9 protein-coding genes and 3 pseudogenes are annotated in these 16,280 nt (G+C 59.5%); 1 reads left to right on the top strand and 11 read right to left on the bottom strand.

What is annotated here, in order from left to right; translation table 11 throughout:
- Positions 1-206 precede the first annotated feature (206 nt).
- The 11 genes and pseudogenes from EN738_RS04185 to EN738_RS36110 all read right to left on the bottom strand — a co-directional run.
- Positions 207-740 (bottom strand): sarcosine oxidase subunit gamma, encoded by a 534-nt coding sequence (locus EN738_RS04185; protein WP_127282601.1) that lies wholly within the window; start codon positions 738-740, stop codon positions 207-209.
- On the bottom strand, positions 733-3,804 hold the full coding sequence (locus EN738_RS04190; RefSeq protein WP_127282602.1) for a sarcosine oxidase subunit alpha family protein: 3,072 nt from the start codon (positions 3,802-3,804) through the stop codon (positions 733-735). Before EN738_RS04190 ends, EN738_RS04185 begins: the two co-directional genes overlap by 8 nt.
- Positions 3,801-4,067, bottom strand: coding sequence for a sarcosine oxidase subunit delta (locus EN738_RS04195; RefSeq protein WP_127239356.1), 267 nt, complete (start codon positions 4,065-4,067; stop codon positions 3,801-3,803). Before EN738_RS04195 ends, EN738_RS04190 begins: the two co-directional genes overlap by 4 nt.
- 17 nt (positions 4,068-4,084) lie before the next feature.
- Complete coding sequence (locus EN738_RS04200) at positions 4,085-5,341, bottom strand: sarcosine oxidase subunit beta family protein (protein WP_127282603.1); 1,257 nt, start codon at positions 5,339-5,341, stop codon at positions 4,085-4,087.
- Positions 5,342-6,077: 736 nt separating this feature from the next.
- Positions 6,078-7,823, bottom strand: a complete 1,746-nt coding sequence (locus EN738_RS04205) for an ABC transporter permease subunit (protein WP_127239358.1) — start codon at positions 7,821-7,823, stop codon at positions 6,078-6,080.
- 7 nt (positions 7,824-7,830) lie between these two features.
- A pseudogene (locus EN738_RS04210) lies at positions 7,831-8,828 on the bottom strand (ABC transporter ATP-binding protein).
- A gap of 254 nt (positions 8,829-9,082) precedes the next feature.
- A complete protein-coding gene (locus EN738_RS04215) occupies positions 9,083-10,183 on the bottom strand; it encodes an ABC transporter substrate-binding protein (protein WP_127282604.1) in 1,101 nt (366 codons plus the stop codon).
- Positions 10,184-12,027: 1,844 nt separating this feature from the next.
- Positions 12,028-13,023, bottom strand: coding sequence for a succinylglutamate desuccinylase/aspartoacylase family protein (locus EN738_RS04220; protein ID WP_127282605.1), 996 nt, complete (start codon positions 13,021-13,023; stop codon positions 12,028-12,030).
- A 51-nt stretch (positions 13,024-13,074) separates the two neighbouring features.
- Positions 13,075-13,680, bottom strand: coding sequence for a hypothetical protein (locus EN738_RS35315; RefSeq protein ID WP_245460517.1), 606 nt, complete (start codon positions 13,678-13,680; stop codon positions 13,075-13,077).
- A gap of 207 nt (positions 13,681-13,887) precedes the next feature.
- Positions 13,888-15,063 (bottom strand): Xaa-Pro peptidase family protein, encoded by a 1,176-nt coding sequence (locus EN738_RS04230; protein ID WP_127282606.1) that lies wholly within the window; start codon positions 15,061-15,063, stop codon positions 13,888-13,890.
- 307 nt (positions 15,064-15,370) lie between these two features.
- Positions 15,371-15,475, bottom strand: a pseudogene (locus EN738_RS36110) (transposase); the annotation flags it as partial.
- 29 nt (positions 15,476-15,504) lie between these two features.
- Between EN738_RS36110 and EN738_RS04235 the strand changes: the two are divergent.
- Positions 15,505-16,124: pseudogene (locus EN738_RS04235) on the top strand (transposase); the annotation flags it as partial.
- Positions 16,125-16,280 lie beyond the last annotated feature (156 nt).

Here is a 16,280-nt window from a genome sequence, read left to right on the forward strand (position 1 = left end):
CGCGCGCCGCCATTTGCTTTCGCAGCCGAGCAGTGCGCTCGCGGTATTCCTGCTGACTAAATGCAGGTACGCGTTCCTGTTGCCTAGAGGTGGGCATGAGCAGCTTTCTCCTATCTTGGTAAATGTCGATCGCAGGAGGCGATCAATTGGTTTTGCTTTCTTCAAGTGCGCCTTTGAATCCGATCGTACTTGGCTAAGTGGGCAGCCTAGGTCGACCCGTTCGAGGGAGTCAGGTACCGGTCCGATGCGGAGGCGTCGGCAATCCAATCCATCAGCCCCTTGCTAAGGCTGCGCGGGACAAGGAGGTCGCATTCGAACCCGCTCCTGCGCAGCAGCAGCACCGGCATATGATCGAGGCCCGTCTGGATTGCCCGTCCATCTCCCAGTGTCTCCCAATCCGCCGCGACACACCGCTCCAGCACCTGTTTGAGGCCCCTGCCAGACAGCCGGAGCCGAATCCTGCCCTCGCCGAGCGGGAGTGTGCAGCCGAATTCCGCGTCGACGTCGATCACAGGCGGCGGGCCGTCGCAAAGCAGCCAAAACCGGCGCGGCGCGATCCGAATGACGAGCCTATCGTCATGACGAGCAGTGTCGCCGACCTTGTTCGGCAAAGGCTCGCCCAGTATCCTATTCAGTACCACCTCAAATTTTGCCATTGCGCCGTCCCAACCCTCGAATTGCAGGATCGAGCAGTCATAGGCCGCCATCTCAAACCCGCCCATGTTCGAACCATCAGCCATGGAGTCGCTCACCCTTCGGGTCGAGGAAAATAGGCGAGACTATCCGGGCTCGAACCGTCTGGCCCTTCATGGGATAGGCAGCGACGATCTCAGCGCCCTCCTCCGCGGCATTTCGGGCAATCAAAGCGAGCCCAACCGAGGCGTCGAGCGTGGGGCTGTAGGTCACCGAGGTGATCCGGCCGAGACCATGGCCGTGCATCCGCTCGCCAGGCCTGAATAGAATAGCGCCTCCGCTCAACCTCTTGCCCGGCTCAAGGCAGCGTAGTCCGACCAGCCGCGGCCTCGCCGGGTCACTGAGAGCTTCACGGCGGCCAAGCACATCGCCTACATAGCCGCTGCGCTTACCCGCCATGCGGCTGAGTCCGAGGTCGTCGAGCGTCGTCCTGCCGTCGATCTCCGGCCCAGCGACATGGCCTTTCTCGACGCGCAAGGCGCCCAGAGCCTCGACCCCGTAAGGCTTTTGGCCGAAAGGCGTGCCGGCCTCGATCAACCGGCACCACATTTCCTTGCCGACGCTAGCACCGGTATAGATCTCGTAAGCCCGCTCGCCCGAAAAGCTGAGACGAATGATGCGCAGGGGCTTGTCCCTATATCGACCTTCAAGAAAACCCATATGCGGCAACGCTTCATTGGAAACGTTCAGATCGGGGAACGCGGCGGCGAGGATTTCCCGACTCGTTGGACCGGCCACGGACATCGCCGCCCATTCGTCGGTGACCGAAGTTACCGAAACACGCAGGCCCGGCCAGGCGGTATCGAGCAGGAATTCGAGCCGGGACATCACGTCCGCGGCCTTCGCGGTCGATGTCGTCATAAAAAAATGCCGCTCGCTGAGCCGCATCGTTGTGCCATCATCGAAGACGATGCCGTCGTCGCGCAGCATGATGCCGTAGCGCGCGCGGCCGATCGGCAGCTTGGCAAAACCGTTAACATAGACTCGGTCGAGGAATTCAGCCGCGTCCGGCCCCTGGACGTCGATCTTCCCTAGCGTGGAAATGTCCATCAGGCCGGCCGCCTCGCGTACCATTCGCATTTCGGCGGGATAGGCCTGGTCAACATCGCGGCCGGAAGCAAGGTAAAACGAGGGCCGCATCCAGACGCCCGTCTCCAGCATCTGCGCGCCGTTAGCGACATGCCAGTCATGCATTGGCGTGCGCCGGAACGGCTTGTAAAGATGGCGCTGGCTGCGCCCAGCCAGCGCTCCGACGGCGACTGGGGTATAGGGAGGCCGAAATGTAGTCGTGCCAACGTCCGGAACCGCCATCCCGCGCAGACCGGCCATGGCGGAAATCGCGATGACATTGCTTGTCTTGCCCTGGTCGGCGCCCATTCCGAGCGTCGTATATCGCTTCAGATGTTCGACCGACTCGTATCCCTCACGATGCGCCAGCGCGACGTCACTGACGGTTACGTCCATCTGCAGGTCGATGAAGGCCTTGCCTTTGGTAAGTTCCGCCTTTCGGTTCCCGAACCATCTCTCACCCGATCGAGTGGGGAGAGAATCCTGCGGCCGTCTGGCAGGGCTACCGTCCTTTCCCCCCACGAAGTGGGGGAGAGGTCCCGAGCGAGGCGAGGTGACGAAATGGCTACCATTAGGTCCCGCGTTGATCTCAGCAAGATCGAGGCTGAAGGGCGGCTGGACTGATTTCGTTGCGCCGCAGAACGCAGCTGCTTCGGCCCCCGCACGATGCCCCTCCTCGATGGCACCGGCTGTGATGAAGCCTCCTGTCACGGCGCCGGCGACGAACTGCCCCGCTCCGAGCTTTCCGGGAACGAAATCCTTTATGTCCTCGCGATATACGGGCCTTACCCCAAGATGGCAGGTCAGATGCACCGTCGGCGACCAACCGCCCGAGACCACGACCAGGTCGCATTTCAAGGTAATCGTACCGCCCGGTTCGGAAAGCGTAACAGCGCGTACGGCATGACGCCCCAAAGCATTGGAGATTAGCGACTTCCTACGGACGGCAATGCCCCAGTGGCGCGACTGTTCCAATCGTTCATGTGTCGGTTCCGCGCGGCCGTCGGCTATCGTCACTTCGGCCCCGGCTGCCGCAAGATCAAAGGCTGCGGAATAGGCGCTGTCGTTGTCGGTTGCGACCATCACCCTCGTACCCGCAAGTACGGCAAAGCGGTTCAGATAGGTCCGCGCCGCGGAGGCCAGCATGATGCCGGGCCGGTCATTGTTGGCGAAGGTAAGCGGCCGCTCGATCGAGCCCGTAGCGTAGACCATCGTTTTCGCGCGCAAAAGCGCGACCATCTGGCGCGCCTCGCCTTTTGCCGGATCGGCGGTTCCTGAGCCGTGCCGCTCCACGAGCCCGAGCACATTGCTGTCATAGGCACCAAACGCGGTGGTGCGCGTCATCATCGAAACATTCGGCATGTGGGCGAGCCGTGCGAGCGTTACGGAAAGCCAAGCCCGGGCCTCGCCGTCCGCCGGCTCCGACAAAAGCGTACCGCCAGCCAAAAAATCCTGCTCTACGAGGACCACCTTGGCGCCCGCCTCGCCCGCCGCCAGTGCCGCTGAAAGCCCCGCAGGTCCGGCCCCGATCACGGCCACATCGGCGAAGAGATTGCGCACCTCGTACCGATCCGGATCTGGCTCCTCGCCCGCTCGGCCGAGCCCGGCGGCATTGCGGATGAAATGCTCATAGACCATCCATGCCCGCCGCGTCGGGCCCATGAAAGTCTTGTAGTAAAAACCGGCCGACAGAAAAGGCGCGAACAGTCCGTTCACGCTTTGGATGTCGAACTTCAACGACGGCCAGCGGTTCTGGCTCTCGGCAACCAGCCCGTCGGCCAGTTCCACCGTGGTAGCTGGTAGGTTCGGCTCGCGGCGCCCCCTCGCCCCCACCGTCACGAGCGCATTCGGCTCCTCCGGCCCTGCAGAATAGATCCCGCGGGGCCGGTGGTACTTGAAGCTGCGGCCGACCAGGCCGAATCCGTTCGCCAGTAGCGCCGAAGCGAGCGTATCGCCTCGGTACCCAGCTAAAGCCTTGCCGTCAAAGATGAATTCCATCGGTCGCGATCGGTCGATCCGGCCGCCTTCGTGAAGCCGCCTCATGCGCGTGCCTCCCGCGCGGAGCGGACTGAGGCGATCTCATGGTTGCGTGTATCGCGCCCGACCACCAACCATTGACGGCACCCTATCACGTGCTGCCAATACTCGCGATGCGGTCCGGCCGGGTTCTCGCGCACGAAGACGTATCGGTACCAAGCCTCGAAATCCGCGTCGTCGTGGACAGGACGGATGACCGACGCGTCACCGCCGTAGCGGAACTCGTCGTGGTCGCGCGGACCGCAGTAGGGACATTCGATGCGTAGCATGGTCTTGGGTCTCTCGGTTATTGCAGCCAGGCGAACGGCCCGATGCCGGCCTCGTCGATCGTGCGGCCGGTGCGGAAACGGTCCAGGCTGTAGCCGGCGCTCAGCGGATGCGCCTTTCCGGTGGCGATGGTATGCGCGAAGCACCATCCTGAGGCCGGGGTGGCCTTGAAGCCGCCATAGCACCAGCCACCGTTTAGGTAGAGCCCGTCGATTGGCGTAGGGCAGATGATAGGGCTGCCGTCCGGCGTCATGTCCATCACCCCGCCCCAGTGGCGCAGAATGCGCAGGCGGGAAATGCAGGGCATCAGCGCGACCGCTGCCTCCGCGACTTCACGTACCATGCCGAGATTGCCGCGTTGGGCATAGGAATTGTAGCCGTCCAGCCCGCCGCCGAACACCAGCCCACCCTTGTCGGATTGGCTAACGTAGAAATGCTCGGTCCCGTGGGCCACGATGTGGTGGACCAGGGGCTTGATCGGCTCTGTGACAAAAGCCTGCAAGACATGGCTCTCGATCGGCAGTTCAAGGCCCGCCTTCCGGCCGAGCAGTGAGGTGTGACCCGCCACTGCAAGCCCTACTTTCCCGGCCTGGATCCGGCCCCTCTTCGTATCAACTCCAACGATGCGCTCGCCGTCACGAACGAAACCCGTCACCTCGCAGCCCTGGATGATGTCGACGCCATGGGCGTCGGCGGCGCGCGCGTAGCCCCAGGCCACCGCGTCGTGACGTGCCGTGCCGGCGCGACCTTGGAAGATCGCGCCATGGATCGGGGCACGCGCCTTATCGGAGAAATCGAGGTAGGGGACGAGCCGCCGCACCTCATCTCGGTGGAGAATGTCGGCGTCGATGCCGTTCAGCCGCATGATGTTGGCGCGGAAGCCGAAGCTATCGAGCTGGTCGGCCGAATGGGCCGTGATGAGCATGCCTCGCTGCGAGAACATGACGTTGAAATTCAGCGCCTGCGACATGCCTTCCCAGAGCTTCATAGAGAATTCGTAAAACTGGGTGTTGCCGTCGAGCAGGTAGTTGGAGCGGATGACCGTGGTGTTTCGGCCGACATTGCCGCCGCCGACATAGCCCTTCTCCAGCACGGCGACGTTGCGGATGCCGTGGTTCTCGGCGAGATAGAAAGCGGCCGCCAAGCCGTGCCCGCCGCCGCCCACAATCACAACATCATAGGCCGGCTTCGGATTGGGTGCGCGCCAGGCGCGCCGCCAGTACCTGTCGCCGGAAAGGCCATTGCGTAGGATGGAAAAAACCGAATAGCCGGGCATACGGTTCCCTTATTTTGACGAAGAGGAGGCGGGCGAACCTGCAGAAGGCTTCCGCACCTTGCTCGAAGATACGGAAGGGTTCGGAGATTGCGATGCCGGGAAAGGGAAGCGTCGTGTGTCGTAGTTGAGGAAGGGTAGTATTGCGCGTCCATGTCTTGTGACGGCGCGATCCTGGGAGTCAGAATCGAAGAGGTTTGGCATTCCGTGCTGTCCCTTCCGGAGCTTCAAAGACAGTTCATAGAAAACGCGGATGCATGTGAACTCGGTCGTTACCAATTCACCAACATAGATGAACTTCGTCCTGAGTCAGGCCGGTCCGGATAGCAATCGGGTCGTCACAGAAAAATGCCTCAATACCAGGCGAGAGGACGTCTCTTATATGCACTACACTTCACTCTGCGTTGACGGGGCGGATGCAGCTGGAACACTGCCCCTAAAGTATGCGCCACTTGGCGTTGGATGCGCCAACATAGAGTCGCGAACGGTACCATCGCGTTTTCAGATGACAGAAGACGTGGCCCATGGGATGCGCTGGCGTTGAGTTGGCTCCTCGAAAGGTGGACCGCTATTCGACGCTTTGCCAGGCCCTAGCGCAGGCATCTTGCATGTGACCAACCCATCGCGGGCATTTAAGGACAGGGATCTGCGATGCAGGTCGCCACGAGGGTTAGATCGCCGCCAAGAGCGGTTTCACCCTACAAAACGAGGCTACCCACCTCTGACACTGAAGCCCGTGTCAAGCCGCGGGTACTGGACGCGCGCGCTGAAGGCCCAGGGTCGATCTCCACCCCGCAACGAAGAGGATCATCAAAACGACCAGGGGCAAAAGGATAAACAGCGTCGCTACTGCGGCAATGGTAGGGTCGATTTGGTGGCGAATATCTTCCCACATCTTTAGCGGCAGGGTGCGCATCGAGATCCCTCCTACCAAAGATGTAATGACGACCTCATCAAAGGAGTGAAGGAACGCGAACACAGCGCCGCCGATTATACCCGGCCGAATCAGCGGCAGCGTCACCCTCATGAAGGTCTGCAGTGGCCCAGCCCGCATGCTCATAGCTGCCTGCTCCAGCTGCGGGTCGAAATTCGCCAGCGACGCCGATACGATTACGAGGACATAGCCGATAGCGCCGATGGTATGCGCCAGGACAATGCCGGTCATCGAACCGAGCAACCCGAGTTTGAGCAGCCCGAGATAGGTCGCTATGCCGACGACGATAACCGGAAAGGTGATCGGCGTCAGCATCGCCATTGTCAGGAAGCTGCGCAGGCGCGGAAGGGCGCGGTTAAGCCCGAAGGCTGCAAGCGTGCCGATGATGGTCGACAGGATGACAACCATAAAGCCGATCTGGATGCTCATCCAGGCGGCGGCGTACCATGACGGATCGCCAAAGAAGGATTCATACCACTGCAGCGAAAAACCTGACGGAGGGAATTGCAAATACTTCCCAGCACTGAAGGACATGATGACGACAAGAACCTCTGGAAACAGTAGGTAGAACATAACGAGCGCGAGAAACATTATGCCGACTAGCTGCGGCCAGCGACCGTCGCCACCTGCGCGGTAGAGCTGTGCTATCCAGCGCTTCGCCCGATAGGAAATAAAAAACTCACCGAGACGGTGCCATGACTTCAGCGATGGTTGCGCCGTGCGGCGCGACGTACCTGAGAGATCGAGCCCGACCATCGAGAGCACGACGATGGCGACTGCCAGGAGGACAAAGGCCGAGGCAGCGACGCGTCCCATGTCGAAAGAGCTACGGACCTGCGACGCAATGAAGGTCGATAGCATGGCGTCTCCCAACCCGCCGAGTGCGGCTGGCGCGATGTAGAAGCCGAGGCAGACCACAAAAACCAACAGGCAGCCGCTGCGCACGCCCGGCATGCTGAGAGGGAAGAAAACGCGCCAGAAAGCTGTGGCCGGTCGCGCGCCCATGCTGCGAGCCGCCGCCATCAGTGATTTGTCGATGCCCATCATGGCACTGACCAGAGGCAAGATCATCATAGGCAGCATGATGTGCACCATTCCGATATAGACGGCCATGCGGTTGTAGATAAGTGGCAGCGGACTGGAAATAAGGCCGTGGTCAACCAGCAGATTGTTTATCAGACCGCCATCGCCAAGGATCACGATCCACGCATAGGTCACGACCAGTCCACTGGTCAGATAGGGCACCAGGACGAGCACAATGAGCGCCATGCGTAGCCGTTTCGAGGCGGCCACGATCAGATAGGCCGTGGGATAGCCGATAAGGAGGCAGATAGCCGTGGCTACTACACTAATCTCGATGGTCTGGAAGAGAACGCGCACATTTGCCGGCTGGCCGAAGAACGCCTTATAGTTGCCAGTCGAAAAAGCCGGTGCGTTAAAGCTGGTCAGGAAGAGCTGAACAATTGGTATGCCGAATACCACGAGAAGCACGGCAAGGGCCGGCCCAGTGAGAGCGATGGGCATTCGGCCAAATTCCCGAAGCGTCTTCATCAGAACCTCACGCCGTGACAAAGCGAACGTCGGACCGCAGCCAGTCGAGGCGTACCTCATCGCCAGGTCGGAAGATCTGTTGGCCCGCAGCCACGTGCTCGCGAACGATAAGCACACTGTCCCCGGCGCGCACTTGGTATTTCCGCAACGGGCCAGCATAAATCATGTCTTCGACAACGCCAGTGACAAATTGTCTTTGGTCCGCGTCGGCTCGCCTTTGAGCCCCCCGAGCGGCAACGCAGATACGCTCCGGCCGGAGCATCGCGACAGTGCCCAAGGGCGGCGCGGCATCGGATTCGACTTTGAACCCGCAATTCTCGAGGGCATTAGCCTCGCCCATAAAGTTCGCCACGAATTGTGTCGCGGGCCGGTCATAGAGAGCCTCCGGTGTATCGGTCTGCTCGATTTCCCCGGCGCGCATGACGACGATTCGGTCCGATAGCGTGAGCGCCTCCTCCTGGTCGTGCGTGACGCAGATGGTTGTTTTGCCAAACTCCCGGTGCAGGCTTTTAATCTCGCCTTGCATCTGCTCGCGAAGGTTGCGGTCGAGGGCCCCCAAAGGCTCGTCGAGCAGGAGAAGCGGCGGATCGGCGATCAGGGCTCGGGAAAGCGCCACGCGCTGTTGTTGCCCACCGCTCAGTTGGGATGGCACACGGCCGCCGAACTCTTTGAGGTGGACACGCTCAAGCATTCGATCGACCTGTACTGCCCGGTCGGAGGCCTTCATGCCGCGCATTTCGAGCGGAAATTCGAGGTTGCGGCGCACCGTGAGGTGCGGAAACAGCGCATAGCTCTGGAAGACGATGCCCTGGTCGCGCCGGTAAGACGGCACTGAAGCAACCGACTTACCAGCAATGAGGATGTCTCCCTTTGTAGGCGCTACGAACCCGGCGAGCACATCAGCACTGTGGTCTTGCCCGAACCGCTTGGACCGAGAATAGTCAAGAACTCGCCGCGACGGACTGCAAGTGACAAGTTCTTGACCGCAGCGACCGCCCCATACATCTTAGTGACGCCGCGGAACTCAATCTGCGCCGGAACCGTGTTTTTCTCCGAAACTTCATTTTCGGAAAATGGCCGGGTAATGTTTTCATGCAAGGTCACAAGTGATCCTTTAATACTGCCGGGACGTAGCTTTAAGCGAACAAGCTCCCAACCGCAAAGAAGAGCGCCGGACGAAGCGGCTCCATCGAGAGTTAAGAGGTGGGAAGGCGACGGACTCGTTCCTCGCCACCTTCACAACATACTCTGATCGGGGATCACTGAAGAATCCACTCGTTCCAACGTTGGATAATTTTGTCGTTGTTGGTCTTGCCGTCTGATCCCACCTCACTGTACCACTTGGAGTCCATTGTTATGGTGGACGCCGAGTAATCGGGATGGCTAGCGAATTTACGTGCGACAGCTTCTGGTAACAGTTTGAACGCATTTCGGTTGGTTGGGCCGTATGGCATGAGCTGTACAAAGGCTGCCTGCCTGTCAGCGCGGGTTATGAATTCAATGAATCTCTGTGCGTTCTCGGGATTCGGGCTATCCTTGGGGATTGCCCAGCTTTCCCAGGTCATCTTTTGCTGGTTTCGATTGATCTCAACCTGCGCGCCTTGGTCGATCAATGCAACGGCCCGGCCATCGTAGGACTCCGCCAAGTCGACAACCTTATCGTGCAGCATCTGTTGGATCTCGGACCCTGTAGCGAACCATTTGCGGATATGCGGTTTGATCTTGTCGAGGCTTGCGAAAGCTCGATCGATATCCAAAGGATAGAGGGCGTCAGCAGGCAAACCGTCCGCCAGAAGAGCTTCTTCCCAAGGGCCGTATTCTCCGTACTCTCCGGTTGGCAACGTGCGAACTCCGGGATACTTCACGACATCCCAAAACTCTGCCCAAGTAGCCGGCCGCGGTTTGTTAGCTGGGAATTTCTCGATGTTGTAGACCATGCATAATGCGTAAACGATCGACCCGACACTGTGCGGAGACTTGGCGAAGTCTAGCATCGCGTCCAACTCGTCTCTTTTATAGATGGAGTAATCGATTTCTTCGAGGTAGCCCTTTCGCGAAGCCTGCAAAGTTAGGCCTGGGCCTATGGGAACTACATCAACCGAAACGTTATTGTTCGACACCTCTAGCTCAAATTTGGCCATAGAAAATTCATCGGTAATCGGGGTCACTTTGATTCCCGTCTCGGCTTCGAATGGCCTTACATAGGCTTCCATACAGGCCTTTGCGTAGTCGCCACCATTGAGCATGGCTATCACTTCGCCCGCCGATTGGGCTGCGGCGCGGCGGGGTTGGTAAGACATCGCACCTGCTGCGATAGCGGATGCCCCGTGGATGAAACGTCTGCGGTTTATCGACACCATTTTTTGTTCTCCCTCATTGTCCCGCCCCTGGGCAGGATTCCTTTAGTGTTTTGCACTTCGACCTTAATCTCGGGCCGCCAGCGTAGTCTCAACCAGGCTCACCCAATAGCCGATGCTATCGGGCAGGGATTCGTCGTTGATGTCATACGCCGGGTTGTGCAATGAAATGTCGGGCCATTGCCAAGGTTAATATAAGAGCGAGGCTTCGCTTCAAGCATGTAGCGAATTCCTCAACCCCCATGCTGCTGGGTCGTGGCCTATCGTTGACGGAATTAAATCCAACGCGACCGCATGCCGCTGCTATCGCCAGATTAGTCCCTTCCGTGTGGTTCACCATGGATTTCCTAGCCGTCGGTGCGTGAACTCAATTTCCGCGCCGTATGCTTGCGCTTAGCACCTCCATCAAAATCAATCGCCTAGCGCCTCCCGTCAAATGCAGTTTGTATATCGGCGTCATCTAGGACCGAGATGGCTGTCCGAGTAGTCACGGGGAAGATGATCATATGGGGGTCATCGCGTCCGACGCTGATGCCGCGACGCTGCTGCGATCGATGCTGCGTGACATCCTGTCTTGATGAGATCTCCGCTGAGGTCGTGACTACCCGGTGCCCATTGCGCCGTCGGATTGCATTGATGCGCAGAATTCCGCACAGGATGGACAGACGGTGCGGTCAAAGCGCGTGAGCGGCCTGATGATCTCGCCGGCTGCGGCGGTCGGAGCAAGCTTGATCGCCACCATGGGTCACCGGATGATTGCGAGTTGGTCCGGCGGCATCCATTGGCGAGACAAGCCATAGTGGCGGATGCGGTGGAAGCCGTCGCGGGCAATGCAGCGGACGCGACCGGATGAACTCGCTCGGATCGAGCGACGTCAACCAGGGCGCGTTGCTGTGATGATAATCCCGCCAGCGGAAGGTTACGCTTGTCTCGTCGGCGCCTGACTAGGCGACTGTTGCGATGGCGACCCCGTGGGTATACGGCCGAGTATAGACGAGAACCTGCTCGGGCGAGCCGAACGGCGGCTTGGTATAGAAGGTCTAGCTTTGTCACGAAGCATGAGGAATCGCGCTCATCAAGGCGTGAGCCTGACCGAGTCCATCGAGCGTGCCGGGGAAGCGCAGTCGCATGGGCCGCCTGAGGAACAGCCACAGGAACGGGCCGGAGAGGAATGGATGGGCAAGAAGAAGGGTGGCCGCCAGCTAAGGGCTTAGGAGGGGTAGCGGCTCGGCGACGATGGAACTTGAACGCTGCGGCGACGCCGTCGCACAGAATGGCATAGACACTGCCTTATTTTGAAAGGCAATATCGGCGACTTCGGTCGGCACCGTAAATCGACTTGGAAGTACGCTAACGGCAGCAGATCGGCCGACGGCCGGTGAGCCACCGTCCGCGCGTTGCGCTCTGACACTGGGAGCCGGCAGCAGTTATAGCAGACGCGGGGATGTGCGCAGTCCTCACAGGCCTCGATGACCGCCAAGCGCCGGAGTCCGGCAGAGCTCGATCGCGGACATGACGCGGCCGAGATGGCCGCCATTAGGCAACACGAGACGAATGACATGGTACAGCAGACATGCCCACCTCCAGCTCGGTGCGCATCGCCCGGGCTTAGGCGGGCGGCGGCCACCTCCAGCGTCAGGCGGTCGAGCGGGCTCGGCGTCCTGGCGATTATTGCCACAGGGTGTAGTGCACGCCGTCTTCGAGAGGTCATTACGCGACGAAGCAGCCTTCGTCGCGCGCACAGTTGGGCTTCTTCAACGGGATGCTAATTACTCTGGAAGGCACCAGCATCTTATCTCCTTTTCCTGCTGGTGCGGTCCAGCGGGAGTTCGATGCGCATCCGACTGTCAGAGTTTGAGCGATCGCGCCACGAGCGCTACTCCTTCGTTGGCGTCGACATGCGCGCCCGATCGTATGGCGAAGACGATGGATGTTCCAGGCGCCCGGATGTCAATGGACTCAGCGGACAGCGAATCCATCGGATGCAGGATGCCTATGAGATCTCCCTCCTTCACTTCATCCAACACCGAGCAGCGAGGTTCGAAGATGCCCGGTGCAGGCGATTTCAACTCGTCGGACGGATGCGTTTCGAGCGTTTGGCCGGACTTCTGTTGACGGAACGTTGGATACTTGGCTTTACCCTCGACCAACCCGAGCGCGATGAGCGCGTTGCGTACTCCAGCCTCGTAGATGGCGAGATTATCCGCGCCGACCGTGCCGCCGCCGAATTCAGCGCACACAAAAACCTTGCCCTGCTCCTGGGCCAGGATATCGAACATTCCAGCCGTGTCGTTGTAATCCCAGACCAATGACAAGGGCAATTTAAACGCTTCCGCCATTCTCACCGTCCTGGCCATAAGATCGAGATCGGCAATGGGGTGCGTCGTGGCCGCCGGTGGAAAATCCCACGTTGGTCCGAAGCTGTGCAAATCAAATACAGTGTCGGCCATTGGCAACAATACGCGCGAAACCGCATCCGCGATTCGTTGTGTCACTGACCCGTCGGCGCGGCCCGGAAACACGCGATTGAGATTCAACCCGTCGAGCGGAGTATTGCGGCTCCATGCCTCCACGGCCAATGGATTGAGCACCGGTAGGACGATGACCCTTCCACAGGTTTGCGCTTCTGGCAGCCAGTCGATAAGCCGTCGCGCGACAAGTGGCCCCTCCAGTTCATTACCGTGATTTCCGCCGGTGACAAGAAGGCGTGGTCCCTGCCCTTTATTGAGACTGAAGACCGGGAGCGAAAGCTCTCCGCAGTCGACACCTCCAGGCACAACGAGATGCCCCCTGCTCACGCCAGGCGTATCGAGATCAAACGTAAGATGTGATGCTTCGCTCATTGTTCAGCCTGTTGGTTTTTTGGAGCATTTTTCAAGAGACGGACGCGAGCGTCAGTCGACATAGTTCCGTGATGTCGTAGATGGGCAGCCCTGTGCTACGGTGATCGCCGGCGTTACCACCGGGAACGCCGTGCATTCGAACAAGATCGCAGCGATCGCAGGATGCGCTGCACGGAGTCGAGAGATGCAGGCACTAACCTCTTTCTCGATATCCGCGACTTCGGTGGGGATTGGGGGCCGCACCAACTCGTTTCGCAGCAACTTGCCACCTTCGATGCCGCCGATAACCACCCTCCCCAGATCGGCCGGATAGTCGACCCAATCTTCGCCGCAATTGGTCGAGTCGGCAGTCACAACGGCGAGCTTAGCAGCGCCAGGCAACTCCCGGAGCAGCGTCGGCACCAGGAGCAGGCTCGATAGCGCCACATGGACCTTGATCGCCACAGCAACCGCCCCCTGGTGCCGGATAAAGAAGCCGTAGTCCGCGCTTACTACGATCGCACCCCGTTCAACTAAGCTCTTGGCAGCTGCTATGCAGGCTGGCTCAAGGGCTGGATCGCCGCGGATAACGATATCCGCCCAAGCTCCCTCTACAGTCTCCGTGATGATCGGAAACTCGTAGGTAGCCGGATTCAATATGGAGCCGGGATCAGGCATCGATGAAATAGCTCCAGGCAGGAGGCCATATTCAAGGCTTAGAATCCCCAGAGAGCGTTGGGTTAGCGATCCCACGTACTAAAGTCCTTCAAACGATGCTTCAGGCCTTGTGCCGGACCAGCCGCTCTGCTGACCGAATTCGCAATCGACGGCACGCGCTCAGCCCTGTTCCGCCCAGTCATAGGAGCCTTCGTCTTTTCCGAGTTGTTATGCGCGATAGAGCGTGGGTGGTATTTGGCTCAGTAGTTCCGCACCACGCTCTGTCACTAGGACGTGAGCGCCAGCCCCGAATAAATAGCCGTTTTCGCTGCACAATATATTTGGCATGTGCAAGGTCATGCCAGACTTCAGGATATCCTCCGCGCCCGGCTCCAAGCTCAGATCACCGCGTTCAGTCCAGTTGATGCCGGTTTGGTATCCGGTTCGTTGGCGAAAGACTCCCTTTCTCCCAGATCGCTTCAGCACCTGACGGCCGGCAGCGTCGACTGCCGCCGCGGAAGTGCCCGGCTTAACCGCGGCAACGAGGGCGTCAATGACTTCCTCGGCCAAGGTGTGTAGAGACTCAGCCTCAGGATGTCGGCCAAGCACAGCGCACCGGACCATCCCAACGGTATATCCGTGTTTTGATGCGCCGATTTCCAGAAAAGCCGGCTCGTTATTACTAATTGGATGCTGAGACGGGGGACCATGCGGCAACTTCGTCCGCTCCCCGAACAAAATGGTACCGGGAGAAAGTCCAACTTCCCCGCCAGTGTTGGCGGCCGCTCCGCTGATGGCCGCCGCCATTGCCGCTGCCATCTCCAGTTCGGTAACACCCTCCCGTAGCGAGCTTTGGAAGGTTCGCACTGCCAGGTCAGTCATGCGCATTGCCTCTCGCATGCACTCGAGTTCTAGCTCGCCCTTCACCGCCGCCACCGAAGAAACCAGCCGACTCGCATCAGAGATCTTTAAATCGGGAAGCTGCGCCTGAAGCGCACTGAGGTCGGCCGGTGCGAGGTTCCAGCAGCCCAGCTCAAAACCGATCCTCTTGCGTTGCAAGCCATACCGACGGAGGACGTCGGCACACACTTTCCCCAAATCTTGCTGGTGGGTATAGGTAACTAGCTCTTCAATACAACTATACGACCGAACCGCTTGCTCGTCATACTGTCGTACCACAAATGTTGGCGATCGACCGGGCACCATGATCAAAGGAAACGGTGCGAAGTATCCACCGCTGCCATCGTATCCACTGAGATACCGAAGATGGCCATGGGCAGTCACTACAAGTGCGTCTAGCCCGGCGTTCGCCACTGCCTCCAGCACGTTGAGCCGTCTGCGCTCGTACTCGGATCTCGGGAACGGCACACCCGTCAGAGGAATACCTGAGCACATAGGCGCCATATCTCACCTCAATGATTTGCCATGTTGTGGGTCGCTTAAGCATCGGGTGCGCCTCAGACCGATGTTCGAAGCTGTCGCTTAACGTGCTTTGGTTCAGCCAGACATTCAACCGTCCTAGCGGCTTGCGTCAAATGCAGTTTTTATATCGTCGTCATCTGGCGGCGAGATGCAGCTAAGGCACAGCGATCGATGAAGGATAATTCCTGCTCCGCCACACATTCGGTCCGCGGTGAATTGCTTGCTAACCACGACGCCAAGAATAGTAACACGAGTGAATGTTGAAACCGAACAAGGCATCCCGCGCGCGGCGGATGCGATGCAAACCGTCGGACAGTGTACGCAGGAGAAGGCGACGGATGAACTCGTGCGGGTCGAGCCTCACGATCTTCGTCTTGCCGCGATGGCGATCGTCCGGGAGCGGGACGGAACCCGATCGTCCTGACGCGCCATGTGAAAGCGTTCCTGAAGGCGCAGCCAAACAAGACGGATCGTAATGACGCACGCGGCATCGCGCAGGTGATGCGGGTCAACCTGTACCGCCCGGTGCATGTGAAGACGCTCACGAGCCAGAAGCGGCGGGCACTGTTGACTGCCCGCAAGCTTCTGCATGGGAAGGCGATTCGCCCTGGAGAACGACATCCGTGATCTTCTACGCAACTTCGGCCTCAAGGTCGGTTTTGTGAAATTGAGGAGCGTATTCTCGTCGCAGGAATGCCCGATCTCGAGATCATGGCACAATTGCTTGCCGCTCGGCGGAAGCTGCGTGAGGATTCTCTCGTTTGCACCGAAAGTACTGACGATCACCAAGGAGGATACGACCTGCAACCGCTTACAAATATCCCCGTGTCGGCCCCATCACTGCGCTGGCCTTCACCAGCGCCATCGATATTCCGGCCCGCCTCCACAAGTCCAAGGCGGCGGGGCCGGTTCTGGGACTGACGCCGGCCCTCAATGAATCGGACGAAAGTCGCCGCGTGGGGCGCGTCTCGCTATGCGGAGACGGCATGATGCGAACATTGCTTTATTAAGCCGCCCAAGTGTTGCTGACGCGCGTGACGAAATGACCATGGCTGAAAGCGTGGGCGATGAACGTCGCCAAGCGGCGTGGCTGCGTTTCTTGGTTTGCTGCTAGACTGGCCGCGACTTACTGAAACGACTGTCCGGGCCTTAGCGAATCCCTGTCCGGCTTTTGACGGGCTCGGCTTCGGCCACTCCGA

It is taken from the genome of Mesorhizobium sp. M4B.F.Ca.ET.017.02.2.1 (assembly GCF_003998955.1).
Lineage (GTDB): Bacteria > Pseudomonadota > Alphaproteobacteria > Rhizobiales > Rhizobiaceae > Mesorhizobium > Mesorhizobium abyssinicae.

Coding starts and splice junctions, on each gene's coding strand:
- EN738_RS04185 (WP_127282601.1), bottom strand. CDS start 740: ATGGCTGATGGTTCGAACATGGGCGGGTTTGAGATGGCGGCCTATGAC.
- EN738_RS04190 (WP_127282602.1), bottom strand. CDS start 3,804: ATGAGGCGGCTTCACGAAGGCGGCCGGATCGACCGATCGCGACCGATG.
- EN738_RS04195 (WP_127239356.1), bottom strand. CDS start 4,067: ATGCTACGCATCGAATGTCCCTACTGCGGTCCGCGCGACCACGACGAG.
- EN738_RS04200 (WP_127282603.1), bottom strand. CDS start 5,341: ATGCCCGGCTATTCGGTTTTTTCCATCCTACGCAATGGCCTTTCCGGC.
- EN738_RS04205 (WP_127239358.1), bottom strand. CDS start 7,823: ATGAAGACGCTTCGGGAATTTGGCCGAATGCCCATCGCTCTCACTGGG.
- EN738_RS04215 (WP_127282604.1), bottom strand. CDS start 10,183: ATGGTGTCGATAAACCGCAGACGTTTCATCCACGGGGCATCCGCTATC.
- EN738_RS04220 (WP_127282605.1), bottom strand. CDS start 13,023: ATGAGCGAAGCATCACATCTTACGTTTGATCTCGATACGCCTGGCGTG.
- EN738_RS35315 (WP_245460517.1), bottom strand. CDS start 13,680: ATGCCTGATCCCGGCTCCATATTGAATCCGGCTACCTACGAGTTTCCG.
- EN738_RS04230 (WP_127282606.1), bottom strand. CDS start 15,063: ATGGCGCCTATGTGCTCAGGTATTCCTCTGACGGGTGTGCCGTTCCCG.